The organism is Paraglaciecola sp., from assembly GCF_039942875.1.
GTDB lineage: Bacteria > Pseudomonadota > Gammaproteobacteria > Enterobacterales > Alteromonadaceae > Paraglaciecola.
In genome coordinates this window covers 230,333-248,152 of the sequence record NZ_JBDVBQ010000026.1, presented here as the reverse complement: position 1 = coordinate 248,152, position 17,820 = coordinate 230,333, and the positions used below count along the sequence as shown (strand labels likewise).

General features: G+C 39.3%; 16 protein-coding genes. 14 read left to right on the top strand and 2 right to left on the bottom strand.

Annotation, left to right across the window (positions count from 1 at the left end; genetic code table 11):
• Positions 1-51 precede the first annotated feature (51 nt).
• Positions 52-315: a 30S ribosomal protein S20 gene (gene rpsT, locus ABJE44_RS09475; RefSeq protein ID WP_348111793.1), complete on the bottom strand. Its 264-nt coding sequence runs from the start codon at positions 313-315 to the stop codon at positions 52-54.
• Positions 316-642: 327 nt separating this feature from the next.
• Here rpsT and murJ point away from each other — a divergent pair, with 327 nt between their 5' ends.
• From murJ to ispH, 6 genes are all read left to right on the top strand, one after another.
• Positions 643-2,199, top strand: coding sequence for a murein biosynthesis integral membrane protein MurJ (gene murJ, locus ABJE44_RS09470; RefSeq protein WP_348111792.1), 1,557 nt, complete (start codon positions 643-645; stop codon positions 2,197-2,199).
• Positions 2,200-2,388: 189 nt separating this feature from the next.
• Positions 2,389-3,315, top strand: a complete 927-nt coding sequence (ribF, locus tag ABJE44_RS09465; RefSeq protein WP_348111791.1) for a bifunctional riboflavin kinase/FAD synthetase — start codon at positions 2,389-2,391, stop codon at positions 3,313-3,315.
• Positions 3,316-3,361: 46 nt separating this feature from the next.
• Positions 3,362-6,181, top strand: a complete 2,820-nt coding sequence (ileS, locus tag ABJE44_RS09460) for an isoleucine--tRNA ligase (RefSeq protein WP_348111790.1) — start codon at positions 3,362-3,364, stop codon at positions 6,179-6,181.
• The gene (lspA, locus tag ABJE44_RS09455; protein WP_348111789.1) at positions 6,174-6,668 is read left to right on the top strand and encodes a signal peptidase II; all 495 of its coding nucleotides are present in this window, start codon (positions 6,174-6,176) and stop codon (positions 6,666-6,668) included. The genes ileS and lspA overlap by 8 nt, the downstream gene beginning before the upstream one ends.
• Entirely contained in the window at positions 6,661-7,107 is a 447-nt protein-coding gene (gene fkpB / locus ABJE44_RS09450; RefSeq protein WP_348111788.1) for an FKBP-type peptidyl-prolyl cis-trans isomerase, read from the top strand. The genes lspA and fkpB overlap by 8 nt, the downstream gene beginning before the upstream one ends.
• Before the next feature lie 50 nt (positions 7,108-7,157).
• Complete coding sequence (gene ispH / locus ABJE44_RS09445) at positions 7,158-8,102, top strand: 4-hydroxy-3-methylbut-2-enyl diphosphate reductase (protein ID WP_348111787.1); 945 nt, start codon at positions 7,158-7,160, stop codon at positions 8,100-8,102.
• A gap of 16 nt (positions 8,103-8,118) precedes the next feature.
• Here the strand turns inward: ispH and ABJE44_RS09440 are convergent, their stop codons facing one another.
• Positions 8,119-8,532 (bottom strand): type IV pilin protein, encoded by a 414-nt coding sequence (locus tag ABJE44_RS09440; protein ID WP_348111786.1) that lies wholly within the window; start codon positions 8,530-8,532, stop codon positions 8,119-8,121.
• 107 nt (positions 8,533-8,639) lie between these two features.
• On the opposite strand from ABJE44_RS09440, the gene ABJE44_RS09435 reads away from it, so the two are divergent.
• From ABJE44_RS09435 to ABJE44_RS09400, 8 genes are all read left to right on the top strand, one after another.
• Positions 8,640-9,158 carry a prepilin-type N-terminal cleavage/methylation domain-containing protein gene (locus tag ABJE44_RS09435; RefSeq protein ID WP_348111785.1) on the top strand — a complete coding sequence of 173 codons (519 nt, stop codon included), beginning with the start codon at positions 8,640-8,642 and terminating at the stop codon, positions 9,156-9,158.
• Positions 9,152-9,781 carry a prepilin peptidase dependent protein B gene (locus ABJE44_RS09430; RefSeq protein ID WP_348111784.1) on the top strand — a complete coding sequence of 210 codons (630 nt, stop codon included), beginning with the start codon at positions 9,152-9,154 and terminating at the stop codon, positions 9,779-9,781. The genes ABJE44_RS09435 and ABJE44_RS09430 overlap by 7 nt, the downstream gene beginning before the upstream one ends.
• Before the next feature lie 52 nt (positions 9,782-9,833).
• Positions 9,834-10,904 (top strand): hypothetical protein, encoded by a 1,071-nt coding sequence (locus tag ABJE44_RS09425; protein ID WP_348120734.1) that lies wholly within the window; start codon positions 9,834-9,836, stop codon positions 10,902-10,904.
• Between the two features lie 10 nt (positions 10,905-10,914).
• Positions 10,915-11,481, top strand: a complete 567-nt coding sequence (locus ABJE44_RS09420; protein WP_348111782.1) for a prepilin-type N-terminal cleavage/methylation domain-containing protein — start codon at positions 10,915-10,917, stop codon at positions 11,479-11,481.
• A gap of 178 nt (positions 11,482-11,659) precedes the next feature.
• Positions 11,660-12,289, top strand: coding sequence for a prepilin-type N-terminal cleavage/methylation domain-containing protein (locus tag ABJE44_RS09415; RefSeq protein ID WP_348111781.1), 630 nt, complete (start codon positions 11,660-11,662; stop codon positions 12,287-12,289).
• Positions 12,289-13,146 carry a PilW family protein gene (locus ABJE44_RS09410; RefSeq protein WP_348111780.1) on the top strand — a complete coding sequence of 286 codons (858 nt, stop codon included), beginning with the start codon at positions 12,289-12,291 and terminating at the stop codon, positions 13,144-13,146. The genes ABJE44_RS09415 and ABJE44_RS09410 overlap by 1 nt, the downstream gene beginning before the upstream one ends.
• The gene (locus ABJE44_RS09405; RefSeq protein WP_348111779.1) at positions 13,143-13,724 is read left to right on the top strand and encodes a PilX N-terminal domain-containing pilus assembly protein; all 582 of its coding nucleotides are present in this window, start codon (positions 13,143-13,145) and stop codon (positions 13,722-13,724) included. The genes ABJE44_RS09410 and ABJE44_RS09405 overlap by 4 nt, the downstream gene beginning before the upstream one ends.
• Before the next feature lie 12 nt (positions 13,725-13,736).
• Positions 13,737-17,813 carry a PilC/PilY family type IV pilus protein gene (locus ABJE44_RS09400; protein ID WP_348111778.1) on the top strand — a complete coding sequence of 1,359 codons (4,077 nt, stop codon included), beginning with the start codon at positions 13,737-13,739 and terminating at the stop codon, positions 17,811-17,813.
• The last annotated feature ends 7 nt before the right edge of the window (positions 17,814-17,820 follow it).

The window sequence follows — 17,820 nt, the reverse complement described above, 5'->3', positions numbered from 1 at the left end:
TAGGCACAAAAAAAGCGCCTAAGGCGCTTAATTTAATATACGTACAAATTTCTAGCTTAACGCTTTGATTTGTGCCGCCAGACGACTCTTATGACGAGCAGCCTTGTTTTTGTGGATCAATCCTTTAGTTGCCATACGGTCAAGCAAAGGTGTTGCTGCGTTAAAAGCAGCTTGTGCTACTTCTTTATCACCAGAGGCGATAGCAGCGATTACTTTTTTCAAAGATGTACGTGTCATTGAGCGACGGCTAGCGTTGTGTTGGCGACGCTTTTCGGCCTGTATTGCACGTTTCTTAGCAGACTTGATGTTAGCCAAGTTGGAACTCCCAAAAAATTCTAGTCAAAATTCAAGGGTGCGGATTATGGAGAACAAGCTATCTAATGTCAATCATTTTTGAGCTATTTATATACAAATAGTAATGAATACTCTTTGTGGTAATTCTGGCTATTAATTTTAAGCATTATTATAGATTTTCCATGTTGATGCTTTTCGATCTAACTCTTTGTTGTAAATAATAAAAATTTTGAATGCATATATTTGAATACTGTAAATTATGGCGTTAACTTGACAGGGCGAGAATCACTATAGATTGGTTCTGTCAATTCCCGCATAATAGAACTTTTGTATATTGGAATTAAGTGATTGTCACGTAAGTTATTAAAATCTGGTGTTATTGTCAGCTTTATGACATTTATTTCGCGAATTCTAGGCTTGGTTAGGGACGCGGTTATCGCTAACTTAATGGGAGCTGGCGCGAACGCTGATGTTTTCCTATTTGCAAATAAAATACCTAACTTTTTAAGACGACTTTTTGCAGAGGGGGCTTTTGCTCAAGCTTTTATTCCAGTTTTGACTGATGTCAAAAATGAGGGCGATGAGAATCACTTAAGAGAGTTTATCGCTAAAGTGAGTGGCTCCCTTGGTGTAGTTGTAACCATAGTTACCATTATTGGGGTTGTCGCTTCACCTGTATTGGCTGCGTTATTCGGTACAGGATGGTTTATCGAGTATTGGCAGGGTGGTCCTCAAGGCGCTAAGTTTGAATTAGCATCGATGATGTTAAAAATAACCTTTCCGTATCTATTATTTGTTTCTATGACGGGCTTAGCTGGAGCCATTCTCAATACATTGAATAAATTTGCAATGGCAGCATTTACCCCTGTCTTGTTAAATGTGGCGATTATTAGTTGCGCAATATATTTGTCTCCCCATTTTGCAGAGCCTGCATTCGCCCTAGCATGGGGGGTGTTTATAGGCGGATTATTGCAGCTTATTTTTCTGATCCCTTTTTTAATAAAAGCAAACGTATTAGTAAAACCAAAGTGGGGTTGGAACGATCCTGATTTGATTAAAGTACGGACGTTAATGATCCCTGCATTATTTGGTGTATCTGTCGGGCAAATAAACCTGTTGCTAGATACCATGATTGCAAGTTTCTTAGGTACGGGAGCGATTTCATGGCTTTATTATTCAGATAGATTATTAGAATTCCCTTTAGGTCTGTTTGGTATTGCCATCGCAACGGTTATTTTACCGACACTGTCTCGAAATCATGTAAAGAAAGACAGCAAATCTTTTAATAACAATATTGACTGGGCAGTTAAGATGGTTTGCTTTTTAGGTATTCCGGCTGCTACGGGGTTGTTTATGTTGGCAGAGCCTATGTTGCTAACTATCTTTCAGCGAGGTGAGTTTACCCCTCTTGATGCAACCTATGCTTCACATAGCCTAAAGGCTTACTCATTTGGTTTGCTGAGTTTTATGTTAGTTAAAGTACTTGCCCCGGGGTTCTATTCTAGGCAAGACACTAAAACGCCTGTTAAGTTTGGTATTTGGTGTATGGCAGCCAATATGCTGTTTAATTTAGTATTAGTGTGGCCCTTTGGGTTTGTAGGTTTAGCTATGGCAACTTCACTGTCTGCTTGTATGAATGCATTATTGCTCTATGTGACATTACATAAGCAGGGGGTATACCAAGCCTCATCAAAAACTATCTGGTTATTGATAAAAATATTGGCTTCGAGTGGCCTAATGGCGCTTGTAATATTTAAAGTTAATCCTGAAATTACGACTTGGCTAGAGTTCTCATTGTTAATGAAGGTCATCGAATTAACTAAATTGGTGGTGACTGGTGGTAGTGTATTTATGATTTCATTATTGCTATTAGGTGTAAGAAAAAGAAGTTTTATCGCAGTATAAAAATTCGCTTTTTACCAATATCAGACGATGATTTTATATTCTTGGTAGGTTTATTTGATTAGTATTGCTCAAAAAACTTGATTCATGCTCCTTATCACTTTCAATCATGGCTTAGTCGGTTATAATCCGCGCTTTTAATATTTTCCCTGTAGTCATTATGGTTGACTACATTTAAATTAGAGACGTTAATTGGAACTAATCCGCGGTATTCATAACATACGTGATAAACACAAAGCTTGTGTGTTAACAATCGGCAAGTTCGATGGTGTTCACCTTGGCCATCAAGCAGTGTTAAGCCAAGTGATCATTAAAGCTCGAAGCCTTGGTTTACCAGCAACAGTTATGGTGTTTGAGCCACAACCAGAAGAGTTGTTTACACCAGAGCAAGCTCCTGCAAGGTTAAGCTTGTTGCGTGATAAATATATTCAACTTAAACGTTTGGGAGTTGATCGTTTACTGTGTGTGAATTTTAACTGTGCATTTGCTAACCTCAGCGCCCACCATTTTGTTGAAGAGCTATTAGTCAATAAGCTCAATGTGCAATATCTTGTTGTGGGGGATGACTTTCGCTTTGGTAAAGACCGAACTGGTGATTTTGCACTATTAAAACAAGAAGGTGAGCAATATCAATTTGATGTGGTCAGTACTCAAAGCTTTAAAGTTGAAGATGATCGGATTAGCTCCACAGCGATTAGAGAAGCGTTAAACCATGATGATTTTGATTTAGCCCAACAAATGTTAGCTAGGCCTTTTAGTATTGCTGGTAAAGTTTTACATGGTGATAAAAAAGGACGCACAATTGGTTTCCCTACCGCAAATGTTTTATTAAAGCGTTGTAAAGCACCTGTCAATGGTGTGTTCGCAGTTAAAGTTCAAATTGCTGATAAGTTTTATATGGGAGTCGCTAATATCGGCCATAGACCAACTGTCAATGGACAACGTTCGCAACTAGAAGTACATCTATTTGGTTTTAGTGGAAACCTATACGGAAAATTTATTTCTGTTGCTTTGGTGCACAAAATTAGACAAGAAATGAAGTTTGATTCTTTTGAGTTACTTCACAAACAGATACAAAAAGACGCATTAGAAGCCAAAGTAATACTAGGTGTTTCTTAAAAGCTTAAATTTTTAACTACATTGACCAATTTGGATTTAACCAACAATGAGTGATTACAAACATACCCTAAATTTGCCTGAAACAGACTTTCCAATGCGTGGAGGGTTAGCTCAGCGTGAGCCAAAAATGCTCAAGCAATGGACAGAAAAAAAGTTATATCAGCAAATTCGAGAAGCCAAAAAAGGAAATACTCCCTTTATATTGCATGATGGCCCTCCATACGCAAATGGTGATATTCATATTGGTCATGCGGTAAATAAAATATTGAAAGACATTATTGTCAAGTCTAAGACTTTATCTGATTTTGACGCACCTTATGTGCCTGGTTGGGATTGTCATGGTTTGCCTATTGAGTTAATGGTTGAGAAAAAAGTAGGTAAGCCAGGTAAAAAAGTGACGGCAGCCGAATTTCGACAAAAATGTCGTGACTATGCCGAAAAGCAAATAGCAGGTCAGAAAGCTGACTTCATTCGCCTTGGTGTATTGGGCGAATGGGATAAACCCTATAAAACCATGGACTTCACATCTGAAGCTAACATTATCCGTGAGCTGGGGCTTATCGTGCGTTCAGGTCATTTAGAGAAAGGCTTTAAACCTGTGCATTGGTGTACAGATTGCGGTTCAGCGCTAGCCGAAGCCGAAGTGGAGTATCAAGATAAGAACTCTCCTTCTATAGATGTAAAGTTTAAAGCAGTAGATTCAAAAGCAATAAGTGGTCTGTTTGGAAATTCAAATGGCGAAGGAAGCGTATCTCTTGTTATTTGGACAACTACTCCTTGGACTATGCCAGCTAACAGAGCAGTGTGTGTTCACCCTGAGCTAGAATATAGCTTGATTCAAGTGGTTGCTGAGAAAGGCCCTGAGCAATTAATTGTAGCTACTGATTTGGTCGCTGACTGTATGCAGCGCTTTGGTTTTGAAAAATATGAGACGCTGGGTTTATGTCAAGGAAAGGCTTTAGAGCTTCAGCAGCTTAATCATGCATTTTACGACTTTACCGTACCTGTGATTTTAGGTGACCACGTCACTACTGAATCTGGTACTGGCTGTGTCCACACCGCACCAGGCCATGGTGTTGATGACTTCAATGTTGGTAAAAATTATGACTTAGAAGTCGCTAACCCTGTTGGAGCGAACGGTGTATACCTAGAGGGGACCGAGTTGTTTGCTGGAGAGCATGTATTTAAAGCTAATGATCATGTAGTCAAAGTGTTGAAAGAGCACGGCGCGTTATTACATCATCAAGTCTACAATCATAGCTATCCTCATTGCTGGCGTCATAAAACCCCTATTATTTTCCGTGCGACCCCACAATGGTTTGTGAGCATGGATAAAAATGGCTTACGTGAAGAGTCTATTAAAGAAATACATAACACTCAGTGGATCCCTGAATGGGGAGAAAGCCGTATTGAAACTATGGTAGCTGGACGTCCTGATTGGTGTATCTCTCGTCAACGTACTTGGGGCGTACCCATTGCATTGTTTGTGCATAAAGATACTGGTGACTTACATCCTCGTACAGATGAACTAATTGAACATGTTGCAAAGTTAGTTGAGAAAAAGGGTATACAAGCTTGGTGGGATATAGACACTGAAGAGCTACTTGGAGAAGACGCTGAAACTTTCGTTAAAGTACCCGATACTCTAGATGTATGGTTTGACTCAGGTGTAACACACTACTTTGTTGTTGATGCCAGAGACGACATCCCTGCATCTGCAGATTTGTATTTAGAGGGCTCAGACCAACATAGAGGTTGGTTTATGTCTTCATTGATGACATCTGTTGCCACAAAAGGTAAGGCCCCCTATAAACAAGTGTTAACACATGGTTTTACCGTTGATGGTGACGGTAAAAAAATGTCTAAATCTCTTGGTAATACTATTGCTCCACAGCATGTTACTGGAAAATTAGGGGCTGATATTTTACGTTTGTGGGTAGCTTCGACTGATTATCGTAGTGAGATTGCTGTCTCTGATGAAATTTTGAATCGTTCTGCAGATGCTTATCGCCGTATCCGCAATACCGCTCGCTTTTTATTAGCCAACTTAAACGGCTTTGACCCTAAGAAAGATCTGGTTGCCATTGAAGATATGGTTGAGTTAGATAAGTGGGTTATGGGTAGAGTGCACGATATTCAACAAGATATTATTGGCGCTTACGAAAAGTATGACATGCTAGTCGTTACACAAAAATTAATGCAATTTTGTTCAATAGAGTTAGGTAGCTTCTATTTAGATATCATTAAAGATAGACAGTATACAGCTAAGAGTGATAGCCATGCTCGTCGTTCATGTCAGAGCGCCTTGTATCATATTATTGAAGCCCTAGTTCGCTGGATGGCTCCGATTACTAGTTTTACTGCTCAAGAGTTATGGCAAGAAATGCCTTGGCAACAGGATGAGTTTGTATTTACTGGCAAATGGTATGAAGGCTTACAACAAGTTAAGCTCGACAGTGAGTTTGATAACGCTTTTTGGCAGCAAGTCTTAATAGTTAAAAATGAAGTTAACCGTTGTATTGAGGCCACGCGTAAAGAAGGTAATATTAAAGGGTCGTTACAGGCAGAAGTTACTTTATATGTTACCAGCGATTTATTTGCTGCTCTTAGTAAGTTAGAAGATGAATTACGTTTTGTCTTAATTACCTCTGGTGCTAGTGTAGTTGAAGTGAGTGAGGCTCCTAAAGGGATAGCTGAGACTGAGTTACAAGGTCTATGGGTGAATGTAGCTGTATCTAGTGCTGAAAAGTGCAGTCGCTGTTGGCATCACAGAGAAGATGTGGGTCAAAATGCAGGCCACCCTGAGCTTTGTCTTCGTTGTGTAGATAATGTAGAAGGGGATGGTGAAAAACGCTCATATGCTTAATTTGTTTACACAAACAGGCTGGCGATTTTTATGGATTTCAGTTTTGGTAATTGGCTTAGACCAATTCACCAAAGCATTAGTATTAAAAAATATTGAGTTATATCAGGCGATTCAGATTTCCCCTTTTTTTAACTTAACTCACGTCTATAACTATGGTGCTGCTTTTAGCTTTTTGCATGATGCAAATGGCTGGCAGCGCTGGTTTTTTACAGTGATAGCTTTCACGGTCAGTGGCTTTGTTCTTTGGTGGCTAAAACAAACCACTAAGCCACACGTATTGGTACCCGTAGCTTTTAGTTTAATTATAGGTGGTGCTTTAGGGAATGCCTACGACCGTTTAGTACTGGGGTATGTGGTGGATTTTCTAGTGCTGTATTATCAGCAATGGCAGTGGCCAGCATTTAATATAGCGGATAGTGCGATATGCCTTGGAGCACTTTTATTGCTTATCGATATGTTCAAGAATAAAGAGGTAAAACATGACTGATCTAGGCAACAGTAGCATTACTCAAGGTAGCGAAGTCGTGCTACATTTTGATTTGAAGTTAGCTGATGGTTCCGCAGCAGATAGCACTAGGGTTAATGATAAACCTGCAAAGTTAGTGATGGGAGATGGGAGTTTAACAGCCAATTTTGAAGCTTGTTTGTTGGGGCTGAATACTGGCGATAAAAAATCTTTTACTTTAGAAGCAAACGACGCTTTTGGTCAGCCGAACCCAGATAATATTCATCATTTAGAGCGCAGTAAATTTAGTGCTGATACGCCTGCTGAAGAGGGAATGATTATCGCTTTTACCCAACCAGATGGAAGTGAATTGCCTGGTATTGTTAGGGAAGTAACTGGAGACTCAGTGACAGTTGATTTTAATCACCCATTAGCAGGACAAGTCATCACTTTTGATGTGGAAATATTGTCGGTTAGTTAAACGTTTTTGAGTTGATACTCACTTTTTTGATTATTTATTGAGGAATACAAATGCACATTCATTTGGCAAATCCAAGAGGATTTTGCGCTGGTGTTGATAGAGCGATAACTATAGTTGAGCGCGCCTTAGAAATGTTTCCTGCTCCTATTTTTGTGCGGCACGAAGTAGTCCACAATAAATTTGTAGTTGATGGTTTAAAAGAGCGCGGGGCCGTATTTGTTGATGAATTGTCAGAAGTGCCAGATGATTGTATTGTTATTTTTTCTGCTCATGGTGTATCTCAAGCAGTTAGGGTTGAAGCTGACTCTAGAGGCTTAAAAGTATTTGATGCAACTTGCCCTCTAGTAACAAAAGTACATATGGAAGTGATGCGAGCTAGCCAGAAAGGTATTGAATGTATCTTAATTGGTCATCACGGTCACCCAGAAGTAGAGGGTACTATGGGGCAATATGCTAATGCTGAAGGCGGGATTTACTTAGTCGAGTCTGCCGTTGATGTGGCTGATTTAACCGTTAAAAATGAGGCCGAGTTGTATTACTGTAGCCAAACCACTTTGTCTGTAGACGATACAGCTGATGTGATTGATGCTTTACGAGCGAAATTCCCAGCTATTAAGGGACCCCGTAAAGATGATATCTGTTATGCGACTCAAAATCGTCAAGATTCAGTTCGAGAGTTAGCGTCTGATTGTGATTTATTATTGGTGGTGGGCGCTCAAAATAGTTCAAATTCAAATCGCTTAAGAGAGTTAGCCGAAAAAATTGGTGCAAAAGCGCATTTGATCGCAGACGCTAACTGTATTCAGAAAGAATGGCTAGAAAATTCAATTAATATAGGTATCACTGCGGGCGCGTCAGCACCTGAAGTTTTAGTGCAAGGTGTAGTTGACAGATTAAAAGAGTGGGGAGCTACAAGTGCAACTGAAAGAGCTGGTAGAGAAGAAAATATTGAATTCGCTGTGCCAAAAGAGTTAAGAGTAAAACAAATAATTTAAAAATATAAGCGTTCTGCTAAAAGCATTCATTGGGTGTTTTTAGCATTGATTGGTCAATACTAAAATTTATACATTGGGTATCTTCAACTTGGCCGTTTATAGCTGTTGCGGTCAGTGTGTATTCTGTAGCAGATTCATTACTAACACTAAACTTGTAATACTCACTGACAGGCAAGACTAGCTCTGCTGTCGATGCGTAGCTAATATTTTCCAATCTGAATGCTTCTTGTTGAATCTTTAATTGCAACAACTGTGTAATGCCTACATCTCTCCTAGATACTAGTATTTGAGTGTTAAAAGAGGGGTAAGCTAATGTTGTTATTATGCCAATAATAACAACGACAAACATCAATTCTAATAAAGTCATCCCCTTTATTGAGCACTGTGAGGCATTTGTATTGGCCGAATTTGTTCTTAGGTAAGGTGACATTTCCGTTCCTTCGTTATGTCTTTTTCAAAAATTGCACTATTGTTGAATTAATGGAATGAATAAATTATAGGCTTATTTTTTATAAGCGCTAAGTATGGACGCTTGTTATGTACAAATATCAAGGTTTAACACTTCTCGAACTTCTAGTGACAATTTCAATACTTGCCTTATTAGTGACACTTGGGGTACCAAGTATTAATAGTGCTCAAAAGACATTGCAGTTAAAAGGTGCTGCTGAAACCTCCTATTTTGCTTTTCAGAAAGCTCGCTCGTTTGCCATTGCTAAAGGTGTAGATATCTCCATTTCATTTAGAGAAGGGGATGATTGGTGTGTCGCATTGAGTACCGCCGGAGAGTGTGATTGCCTGATCACTAAGCAGTGTATGGTTGATGATATCGACTATTCAGTCAATGCTAGTGATTATGGGTTTATTTCAATGCAGCAACTTAAGTTTGGAACATTGCAACTCACTACCTTTGATGCTGCCAGAGGCCTTTCAATGGGGCATGCGGGGTCTCTGGTTTTTTCAGATGGTCTCAATGAACTAAAACTTATCTTAAGCAATATGGGCAGAGTACGAATATGTTCTGTCAATAATGCTTGGGAAGGGTATGCCAAATGTTAAGTCAAAACTGTAAACAAAATGGTAATAGCTTAGTTGAATTAATGATCTCTATTGTTTTAGGGTTTGCATCAATGACAGCAATGTCATCTCTTGTTGGGCATGGAATTGCGTTAAATAGTCAATTAATGACCAAGTCTAGGTTGAATGCAGAAATAAATGCAGTATTGGCAGTGATAAGCCAAGATTTGGGAAGGGCTGGTTATCACGCTTTTACTAAAGAATTATTAGATGATCCAACCACATTTATTAACCCTTTCTACCAGTCAGTGGCTTTGTCTGAGTACAATAATGAGTCAGTTAATAGTTGTATTATCTTTGCCTATGACAGAAATAAAAATGGGAAATTAGATGTTGTAAATACAAACGAAAACTATGGTTACCGACTAAGAGATAATGCTATAGAAATGAGAATTGATGGCCTAGGGTGTGATAAAGGTGGCTGGCAAGATCTCACCGATTCTACACTTATTAAGGTCAATGCACTGAGTTTCGAAACAACTAAAATTGATGATAAATATATTGAACAAACTAGGGTAACCATCCAATTGGAGGCTGAGTTACTTAGTGATCCAGATCTCTCTCGTACCGCTGCAGTAAGTATCAGTATTAAAAATTATGATTAGTTGCTCAACTTCAAAAGCCTTATGTGGCTTAAGGTTGCAGCGCGGAGCAATTGTGTTATTAACCGTTACCTTGTTACTGGTCATTGTAAGCCTAGTAACACTCTATACGGGCAAGATTCAAAATTTTGAACATAAAATTCTTGTTAATGAACAAAGTCAAATATTAGCAAAAGCAAAGTCAGAGGAAGGCCTACAAAGAGTCATAGCTCTGTTCAATGCAGATAAAGGTCTTATTAAAAAAATATCAAATTCAGCAATAATTTCAGATGGGTTTATAGCTGTTTATGGAGCAGTAGAAACAATATCTAATAATAGAATATTGGTTAGTTTAACCTCCTATGGTACTTCTCCAGATGGCTTAGCTTCAGCACAAACGCAACAGCAAATTTTGATTTATCCATTAATGTTCAATGGTCTTATTTCACCACTTCTAGTGCAGGGAGGGGTAGTAAATGAAGGTGAAATTGAGATTGTAGCTAATCCGGACGGTTTAGGAGTAGGCCAGCCTCTGAGTATCTGGTCTGATCTTCCCATTGACTTTAAGTCCAGCGACCATCATTCCTGCTTAAAAAATGAATTCGATCAAGGGATATGTAGTACGTCAACTCTTTCAGATTACCTAATGCAAAATAATGATCTGGTAGAGTCTTCGATGACTTTTCCAGCTAGTTTGTCAGAGTATCTTTTTAATATCGAAACAACAGACTTGTCTGAACTAAAATCAGAAGCGAAATTTGTTTTTTCTGGGTGTGAGCAGCTTACAAATATAAGCTACGGCTTTATATGGATAGAGGGGGATTGTGAAGTAGATTTCAATATCAAAGTAGGTAGCCCTTCAGAACCTGTTGTATTGGTTGTAATGGATGGCGATATTAATTTATTGGATGATGCAATTGTATATGGCCTAGTGTGCTCTTTTCGTTCAAATTACTCAGCTCTGAGTTTATCGGTGAATATGCATTCAGGGGCATTTATAAGTGGAGGACTTGCATCTAACCATGCTCTGGGACTCCATAATACTACTATTCGTGTTGTTTATGATGATCAGGTTGCAAATACACTAGTCACTTTAGATAGTTTGCAAATGTTAGCTAAAGTCCCAGGTAGTTGGAGCAATTTTTAGAGTATCTATTATGTTCAATCAAAAGGGATTTTCTTTGGTAGAAGTACTGGTTGCGTCACTTGTGATTGTTATTGGGGTGACAGGCTATGTTACGTTACAAAGTCAATATGTGGTTGCCAACTCCAATTTAAGTTTACGAAGTATAGCGATTCGGCTAGCAGCAGATAAACTTTCTGATCTTCAATTTTTTGAGCAACTAGATGGCTCAAGTTTCAGTTATGCGATTATAGGTGACAATACCGGTGGTACCATCCCGTTTGGAGACAGAGATATTTTTTTATCAGCTAATGTGGCACAGACTCATTCCTTTACTATTAGCTGGCAGGTAAGTGAATACTTTTATATTGATAGTGACTTTGACGGCCTGTGCGATATGTGGGTGAAAAGTGGTGAACTGGGCTACCCAGATCCTGAGCCTCAGTATTCAGACATGAAATCTATCAATGTAACTATAGAGTGGACGGACTTGGGTGGGTCACAAAAAATATTCTTACTGTCTGGAGCGGTGATCCCTATTGCAATGGGAAATAGCTTTCAAGTTTTATACAGAGCTTCTAGTTCGACTTCAGTCCCATAGCTCATTAATTGAGAAAATCCCCCCTTCTTTGCTATGTTTATTACTTAGGATAAATTTTGGTTAAATCAAATTTTATACCTTTAGACGACACCTCATAACTTAAATTTAAAAATATTAGATAACATAGTTTAAGTGAGACAGGGTATGCATGCCTTTTATTTTAATTTGAGAGTGGACTGTGAAAAACAAACAAGCGACATATTCAAAACATGCTCAATATGGGCTTGGTATGATCGAAGTGCTAGTGACTTTGTTCATACTATCTGTTGGCTTGTTAGGTGTCGCATACTTGCAATTTGTTGGCTCTTTTACTAATTCAGAAGCGTTGAGCCGCTCCCAGTCTGTTTTGGTTGCACAACAATTGACAGAGAGATTGCGGGCTAATGCTACGTTTTCTGCGGTAGGAAATGGGTTGATTGTTGACAACACCTATTTCGATGAAGATATCTACAACTTTTCGACCTTGAGTTGTACCTCTGGGCTTCCCCATGAGTGTTACTGTTTAGAGCGGCCATCAGCTATTCCAAACTGCAATGATAACACTTGTTCAGAAGCTGAAGTAGCTGAGTTTGATGGCTATGAAGTTTCATGCTCTGCTGTAGCGGCTAATCCAGATTTAGAGATATCTTTAAGCTGTGAAGATAATAATAATGGTGATGCGGTCGCATGTAGTGTGGGTTCTAAACATATAGTGAAATTAACTTGGCCTGTTGAAAACTGGCAAAACATTGAACGCACGGTTAATAGTGACTGTAATGCTAACAAAAGTACCCCGCATGATTGTGTCTTGATAGAGGTGACATTGTGATGGGGAGACGAAAGCAATCGGGTTTTACTTTAATTGAGTTAATGATTGCTCTTGTTCTCGGCTTAATTATATCTTCATCTATTATTCAAGTAATGGTAAGCAACAATATGACAGAGCGTTTAAATAGGGCTATAGGCTCTGCTCAAGAGAATGGTCGTTTTATTATTTCTAGGATGCGAAATGAGTTATTGATGACGGGGCGTTATGACACGTTACAACCCAACCTCAACACTGACGTAGATACGATAGTCGAATCTGCTTTTGTGCTAAATAATCCCGTGCCTGTGGTTGGAGATTTTACAAATGCAGCAACAAAAGGTTCGATTGAAGGAGCAAATGGATCCAATGACATTCTAATGGTTGGCTTTCAAGGGTTGGAAGACTGTCATGGAAATAAGCATAGTTATCTAGCTGACGAAGAATTTTATGTTGTTAACGAATATTTTGTTGAGGACGCTACTTTAAAATGCCGGGGATACGACGGCAGAGTTTTAAGAGGCCTGAAAGGGGCTGTATCGACAAATGATCCCTATGCTATTTTAGATGACGTATACAGCTTTCAAGTACAATATGGCATCACAGATACTTTAGCCTCACAAGATAATTCAGCACGGCCTGTTAAATTTATTGACGCTGACACATTAGCAGCGGAAAAAGCCGCAGGCGCGCAAGTTGTTGCTATTCGCTTAGCCATTTTGTTGAAAGCCGACTCAGAAGTGTTAATTGACCCCGTTCCTTTCTTCAAATTATTTAATGAAGATTCAATACAACCTTCAGAGCAGAGGCTTTATAAACAATTTGAAACCACTATCACCTTGCGTAATAGCAAAAACTTTATTCGAAGTAGAAATATATGAATTATTTATCCCTTAAAAAACAGTCTGGCATGGTCATGGTTTTTGCTCTTTTAATACTAATGAGTATGACCATTTTGGGCGTTTCTTCAGTTTCAAGCAGTTTAATGCAGAGTAAAATGGCTTCATCTATGCAAAGTCGCTCTCTAGCCTTTGATGCAGCAGAATCGGCTATCGCTGGCGTTATGTTTGAGTCAGAAGATGAAGTTATTCTCAGTGATGATGATTTAAATGATCCTCTCTCAGAGGCTCGGTCTGGGGTACCTCTTGATTTAGACGTTCAAGAATTGAGTTGCTTTGAAGATGCCACATGGACTAATAGAAGCCTCACAAAAGATGGCCTAACTCAAGGTCAACAACATGTTGCTCAAGGTAATTACTCTGATTCTCCTAATGTAAATAGTTGGTCTAGGGCTGCCTTTGTAAGGGAGCAACCTTGTGTTGGCTCTAGCAATGTCATAGGTGGCAGTAACATTAGTTGCCATGTATTTATAGTCAAAGGATGCGGGCAGCTAGAAGACAGTAATTATGCAGTGGCAAATTCTGTAAACGCATCTGTTTTTGCTCCGGCAACTAACTAAGTGGAAAACAATATGACCTTTAATAAAATATTCAGAGTTGTGTTGTTAACATGCTCATTATGCTCTTTTATAACCCTAGCGGATGACTTAGAAATTTATTTAGGTACCGCCGGAAGTGAGGTTACTTACGACCCAAATGTTTTGTTTATAATGGATACGTCGGGCAGTATGACTGGTAAAGATGGAACCACCGAAACTAGGATGTTGCGGGTTCAGAATGCCCTCAAAGAAACCCTTAACTCAGTGACGAATATTAATGCTGGTTTAATGCGTTTTTCAGATTACGGCGGACCGGTTTTATATCCGGTTAGACCTATTGATGATCCTGTATCTCCAGAAATAATTACGTCAATCATACAAGGCACTGATGATGCTTATGAGTTATCTTCATATGTTGATACAAGCAATGACACCTTAAAAATGTCTGAAGGCTTAAACAAAGTTACTTTGGGTTTAAGATTTCAAGCTCTTAATATCCCTACTGGTGCAACCATTACCAATACATATATTCGATTCAACTCTGAGAATTTTGATAGTAGTGCCACTAATCTAACATTCAGTGGAGAACTGACGGGAGATTCAACGACCTTTACTACAGCAAACAATGATATCTCTGATCGTACAAAAACCAGTAGCTCAGTTTTATGGGAAAATGACAATGATTGGCCCGTTTCGGGTGAAACCATTTCAAGTCCAGACTTGAGCAGTGTGATACAGGAAATTGTAAATCAGTCTGATTGGTGCGGAGGTAACTCTTTAAATATTATTGTGGAAGGGGAGGGGCTTACTTCAAGTAGTGCAAGATTATCAACTGCTTTTGAAGAAGGAAATGGTCTAGGACCTCAGTTAGTGGTGGTCTACGACGACGACACGGCAACAGGTTGTGTAAAAGGTAGCTTAAGCTATCAAGTCGCTTCACAAGATAATAACGCTGAAGAGCGTAATGACGGTTATGAGTCAACAGGAACCGAGCTTACATTTAAATCAAGTTCCAACGCATATGCTGCAGTTCGCTTTAATAATGTAGCTCTGCCACAAGGAGCGACTATTTCGAATGCCTACCTCGAGTTTACGGCTTATCAAACTAGCTCTTCAACTACTGCAAGTTTCAATATATCCGGTGCAGATGAGGACGACCCTAGTAGCTTTAATAGCTACTCTAGGTACCTATTAAAAAATAAAAGTAAAACGGCACCGGTAGCTTGGACAAATATTTCCAAGTGGACAAAAAATTATAGTTATCAGAGCCCTTCTGTATCCTCAATTGTCGAAACTATTGTAAGTCGTTCAGGCTGGGAGTCTGGCAATGACATGGTATTTATTTTTTCTGACTTCGTTGGAACGCGAGGTGGGTATACCTACAATGGTAAACCTTCTGGCACAGTTCGTTTAATTATAGAATATGAAGGAGCTGCTACACCAGGAAGTACCTCCACTGTGCGAGAATATCTAATTAGTCAGGTAGACTCACTTGCCGCCAGTGGTTTCACTCCAATCGTCGATACCTTATATGAGGCGGCTAGTTATTACGGTGGCTTAGATGTTTATTATGGTTTAACCAGAGGCCAAAGTAGTGTTTCTACAACCGTGAGGAAAAATACTAGGGTAAGCCACCGTCTTTCATACACTGGTAGTGATTCAGTTTTACCTAATGGATGTAGTGAAGATAACCTCAGTAGTAGTGATTGTGTAAATGAATATATTCCTAGTGGCGCTCAATACATCAGCCCAGTAGTTGATAAAGTATGTCAAACTAATAATCACATTGTATTGCTGTCAGACGGTGTCGCTAACTACAATCATAGTGTGGGTGAAATTGAGTCCTTATTAGGACAGTCATGCTCTGGTAGTGGCGGTGAAGAGTGTGGAGTCGACCTTGTAAAAAACATTGGTGACGGCGATGACTCTAAAATTGAAACAAGAGTGTTCACCCATACCATTGGTTTTGCTGCTAGTAACACGGCAAATGACTTTTTGAGTGACCTAGCACTGTATGGCAATGGGGATTTTTATACAGCTGATAACACTGAAGATTTGGTCACTGTTTTTCAATCCATTTTAAAGACTGTAAAAGATGTTAATGCTACCTTCGTTTCGCCAGGTGTAGCTGTAAACCAATTAAATAGGCTAACTCATAATGACGAATTGTATTTTGCTTTGTTTAAACCGGCAGAAGGATCTTTATGGCCAGGTAATGTAAAACGTTATCGCTTAGATGGCTCAGATATACTCGATAAAAATGGCTTGAATGCTGTTGATAGTGTCACAGGCTTTTTCAACGATAGTGCACATAGTTATTGGTCACTATTGGAAGATGGTAATGATGTACGTGAAGGTGGTACGGCTGCACAAATGGACCTACCAAGAAATGTATATACCTTTGAAGATACCGGTACCATAGTTAAAACTACCAATGTGCTAGATGAAGACAATAGTGATATTACTATTGATGATTTGGCCGTAGCAACAACGGCAGATCCAGAGGAAACCCGTGAAGTATTATTGAAGTGGGCTAGGGGAGTTGATGTCAAAGACGATGACAATGACGGTAGCGCTACTGACGCTCGTCTATCTATGGGCGACCCTATTCATTCTCAGCCTGTAATTGTCAACTACTCGACTACGGATAGTGCAGTGTTAGTAGCGACTAATCATGGTTTTTTGCACTCATTTGACCCTGATACAGGCGAAGAAAATTTTGCTGTTATCCCCAAAGAACTATTAATAAATTTGTATGATCTATACCAAGACTCATCAACGTTTAGTCATATATATGGCTTAGATGGCGACATGGTATTACGTACAGAAGGTTCAAATATATATTTGTATGTTGGAATGCGTCGTGGTGGTGACAATTACTATGCGTTCGATATCACAAACAAAACCTCACCAAAGCTACTATTCAAAATTGATGGTGGGGTCGGCGACTTTGCTAATTTAGGTCAAACCTGGTCTAAACCTACAGTGACTCAAATTAAAGTTGGATCGGCCACAAAGAATGTTCTGATATTTGGTGGTGGCTACGACGAAGACCAAGACAGCAAAGCGGTCCGAAGTGCTGATTCAGTAGGTAATTCTGTATTTATAGTCGATGCTGATAGCGGTGATTTGATTTGGTCAGCAGGCAAGCAAGACGCCGACTTAATCTTAGATGATATGCAGTATAGTATCCCTGCTAGAATTTCTGTTATTGATAGAAACAACGATGGATTGGCTGATCATATGTATGTGGTCGATACCGGTGGACAGTTATTTAGACTGGATATTATGAACGGAGAGTCCGCAAGTGACTTAGTTAGTGGTAGCTTACTCGCTGACTTTGGTGGCGATACTGAAGAAGACAATAGGCGCTTCTATTATGGTCCCGATGTAGCTGAAATTAATATTAGCTCTGATTTATATTACGCGGTTACCCTAGGGTCTGGTTACCGGGCTCACCCATTGGATGATGTTATTAATGACCATTTTTACATGGTAAAAGACACAGGGATTTTTAATTTTGATGAAGATGGATATTATACTTATCCAAATGCAGCATTTGGATTAAGTGATTTATATGATGCAACAGACCACTTGCTTACCTCCTCCGACTCAGCTGCACAGCAATTGGCTACAGATGAGTTTGCGGAATTAGATGGTTGGTATATACGATTGGATACGGGGGGAGAGAAAGTACTAGCGTCTCCATTGATACTCGATTACCAAGTAATATTTACCACTTATTTACCCGCTACCGCTAGTGAAAGTTCATGTGCACCACCAACAGGTAACAGCAGAGCCTACTTGGTTGAGCTCATTAATGGTAACGCTGTAGTCGACCTCAATGATGATACGTATACAGAACATGAAGATAGGTATGCACTACTGAAGCAAACAGGTATCGCTCCAGAAACAAAAATATTAATAGAAGATATTATCAATCCCGTTATTTGTTTAGGCACTGAGTGTGCATCCACTGTGATTGAGCTAGACGAAGATGGCAATCAAGTTGAGTGTGGTTCAGATTTCGAGTGCCTAGCAGAAAATATATATAGCAACTTTGAAAGAGTGCAACAAAGCAGCTGGAAAACAGAGACAGAAAGAGAGTGATTAATAA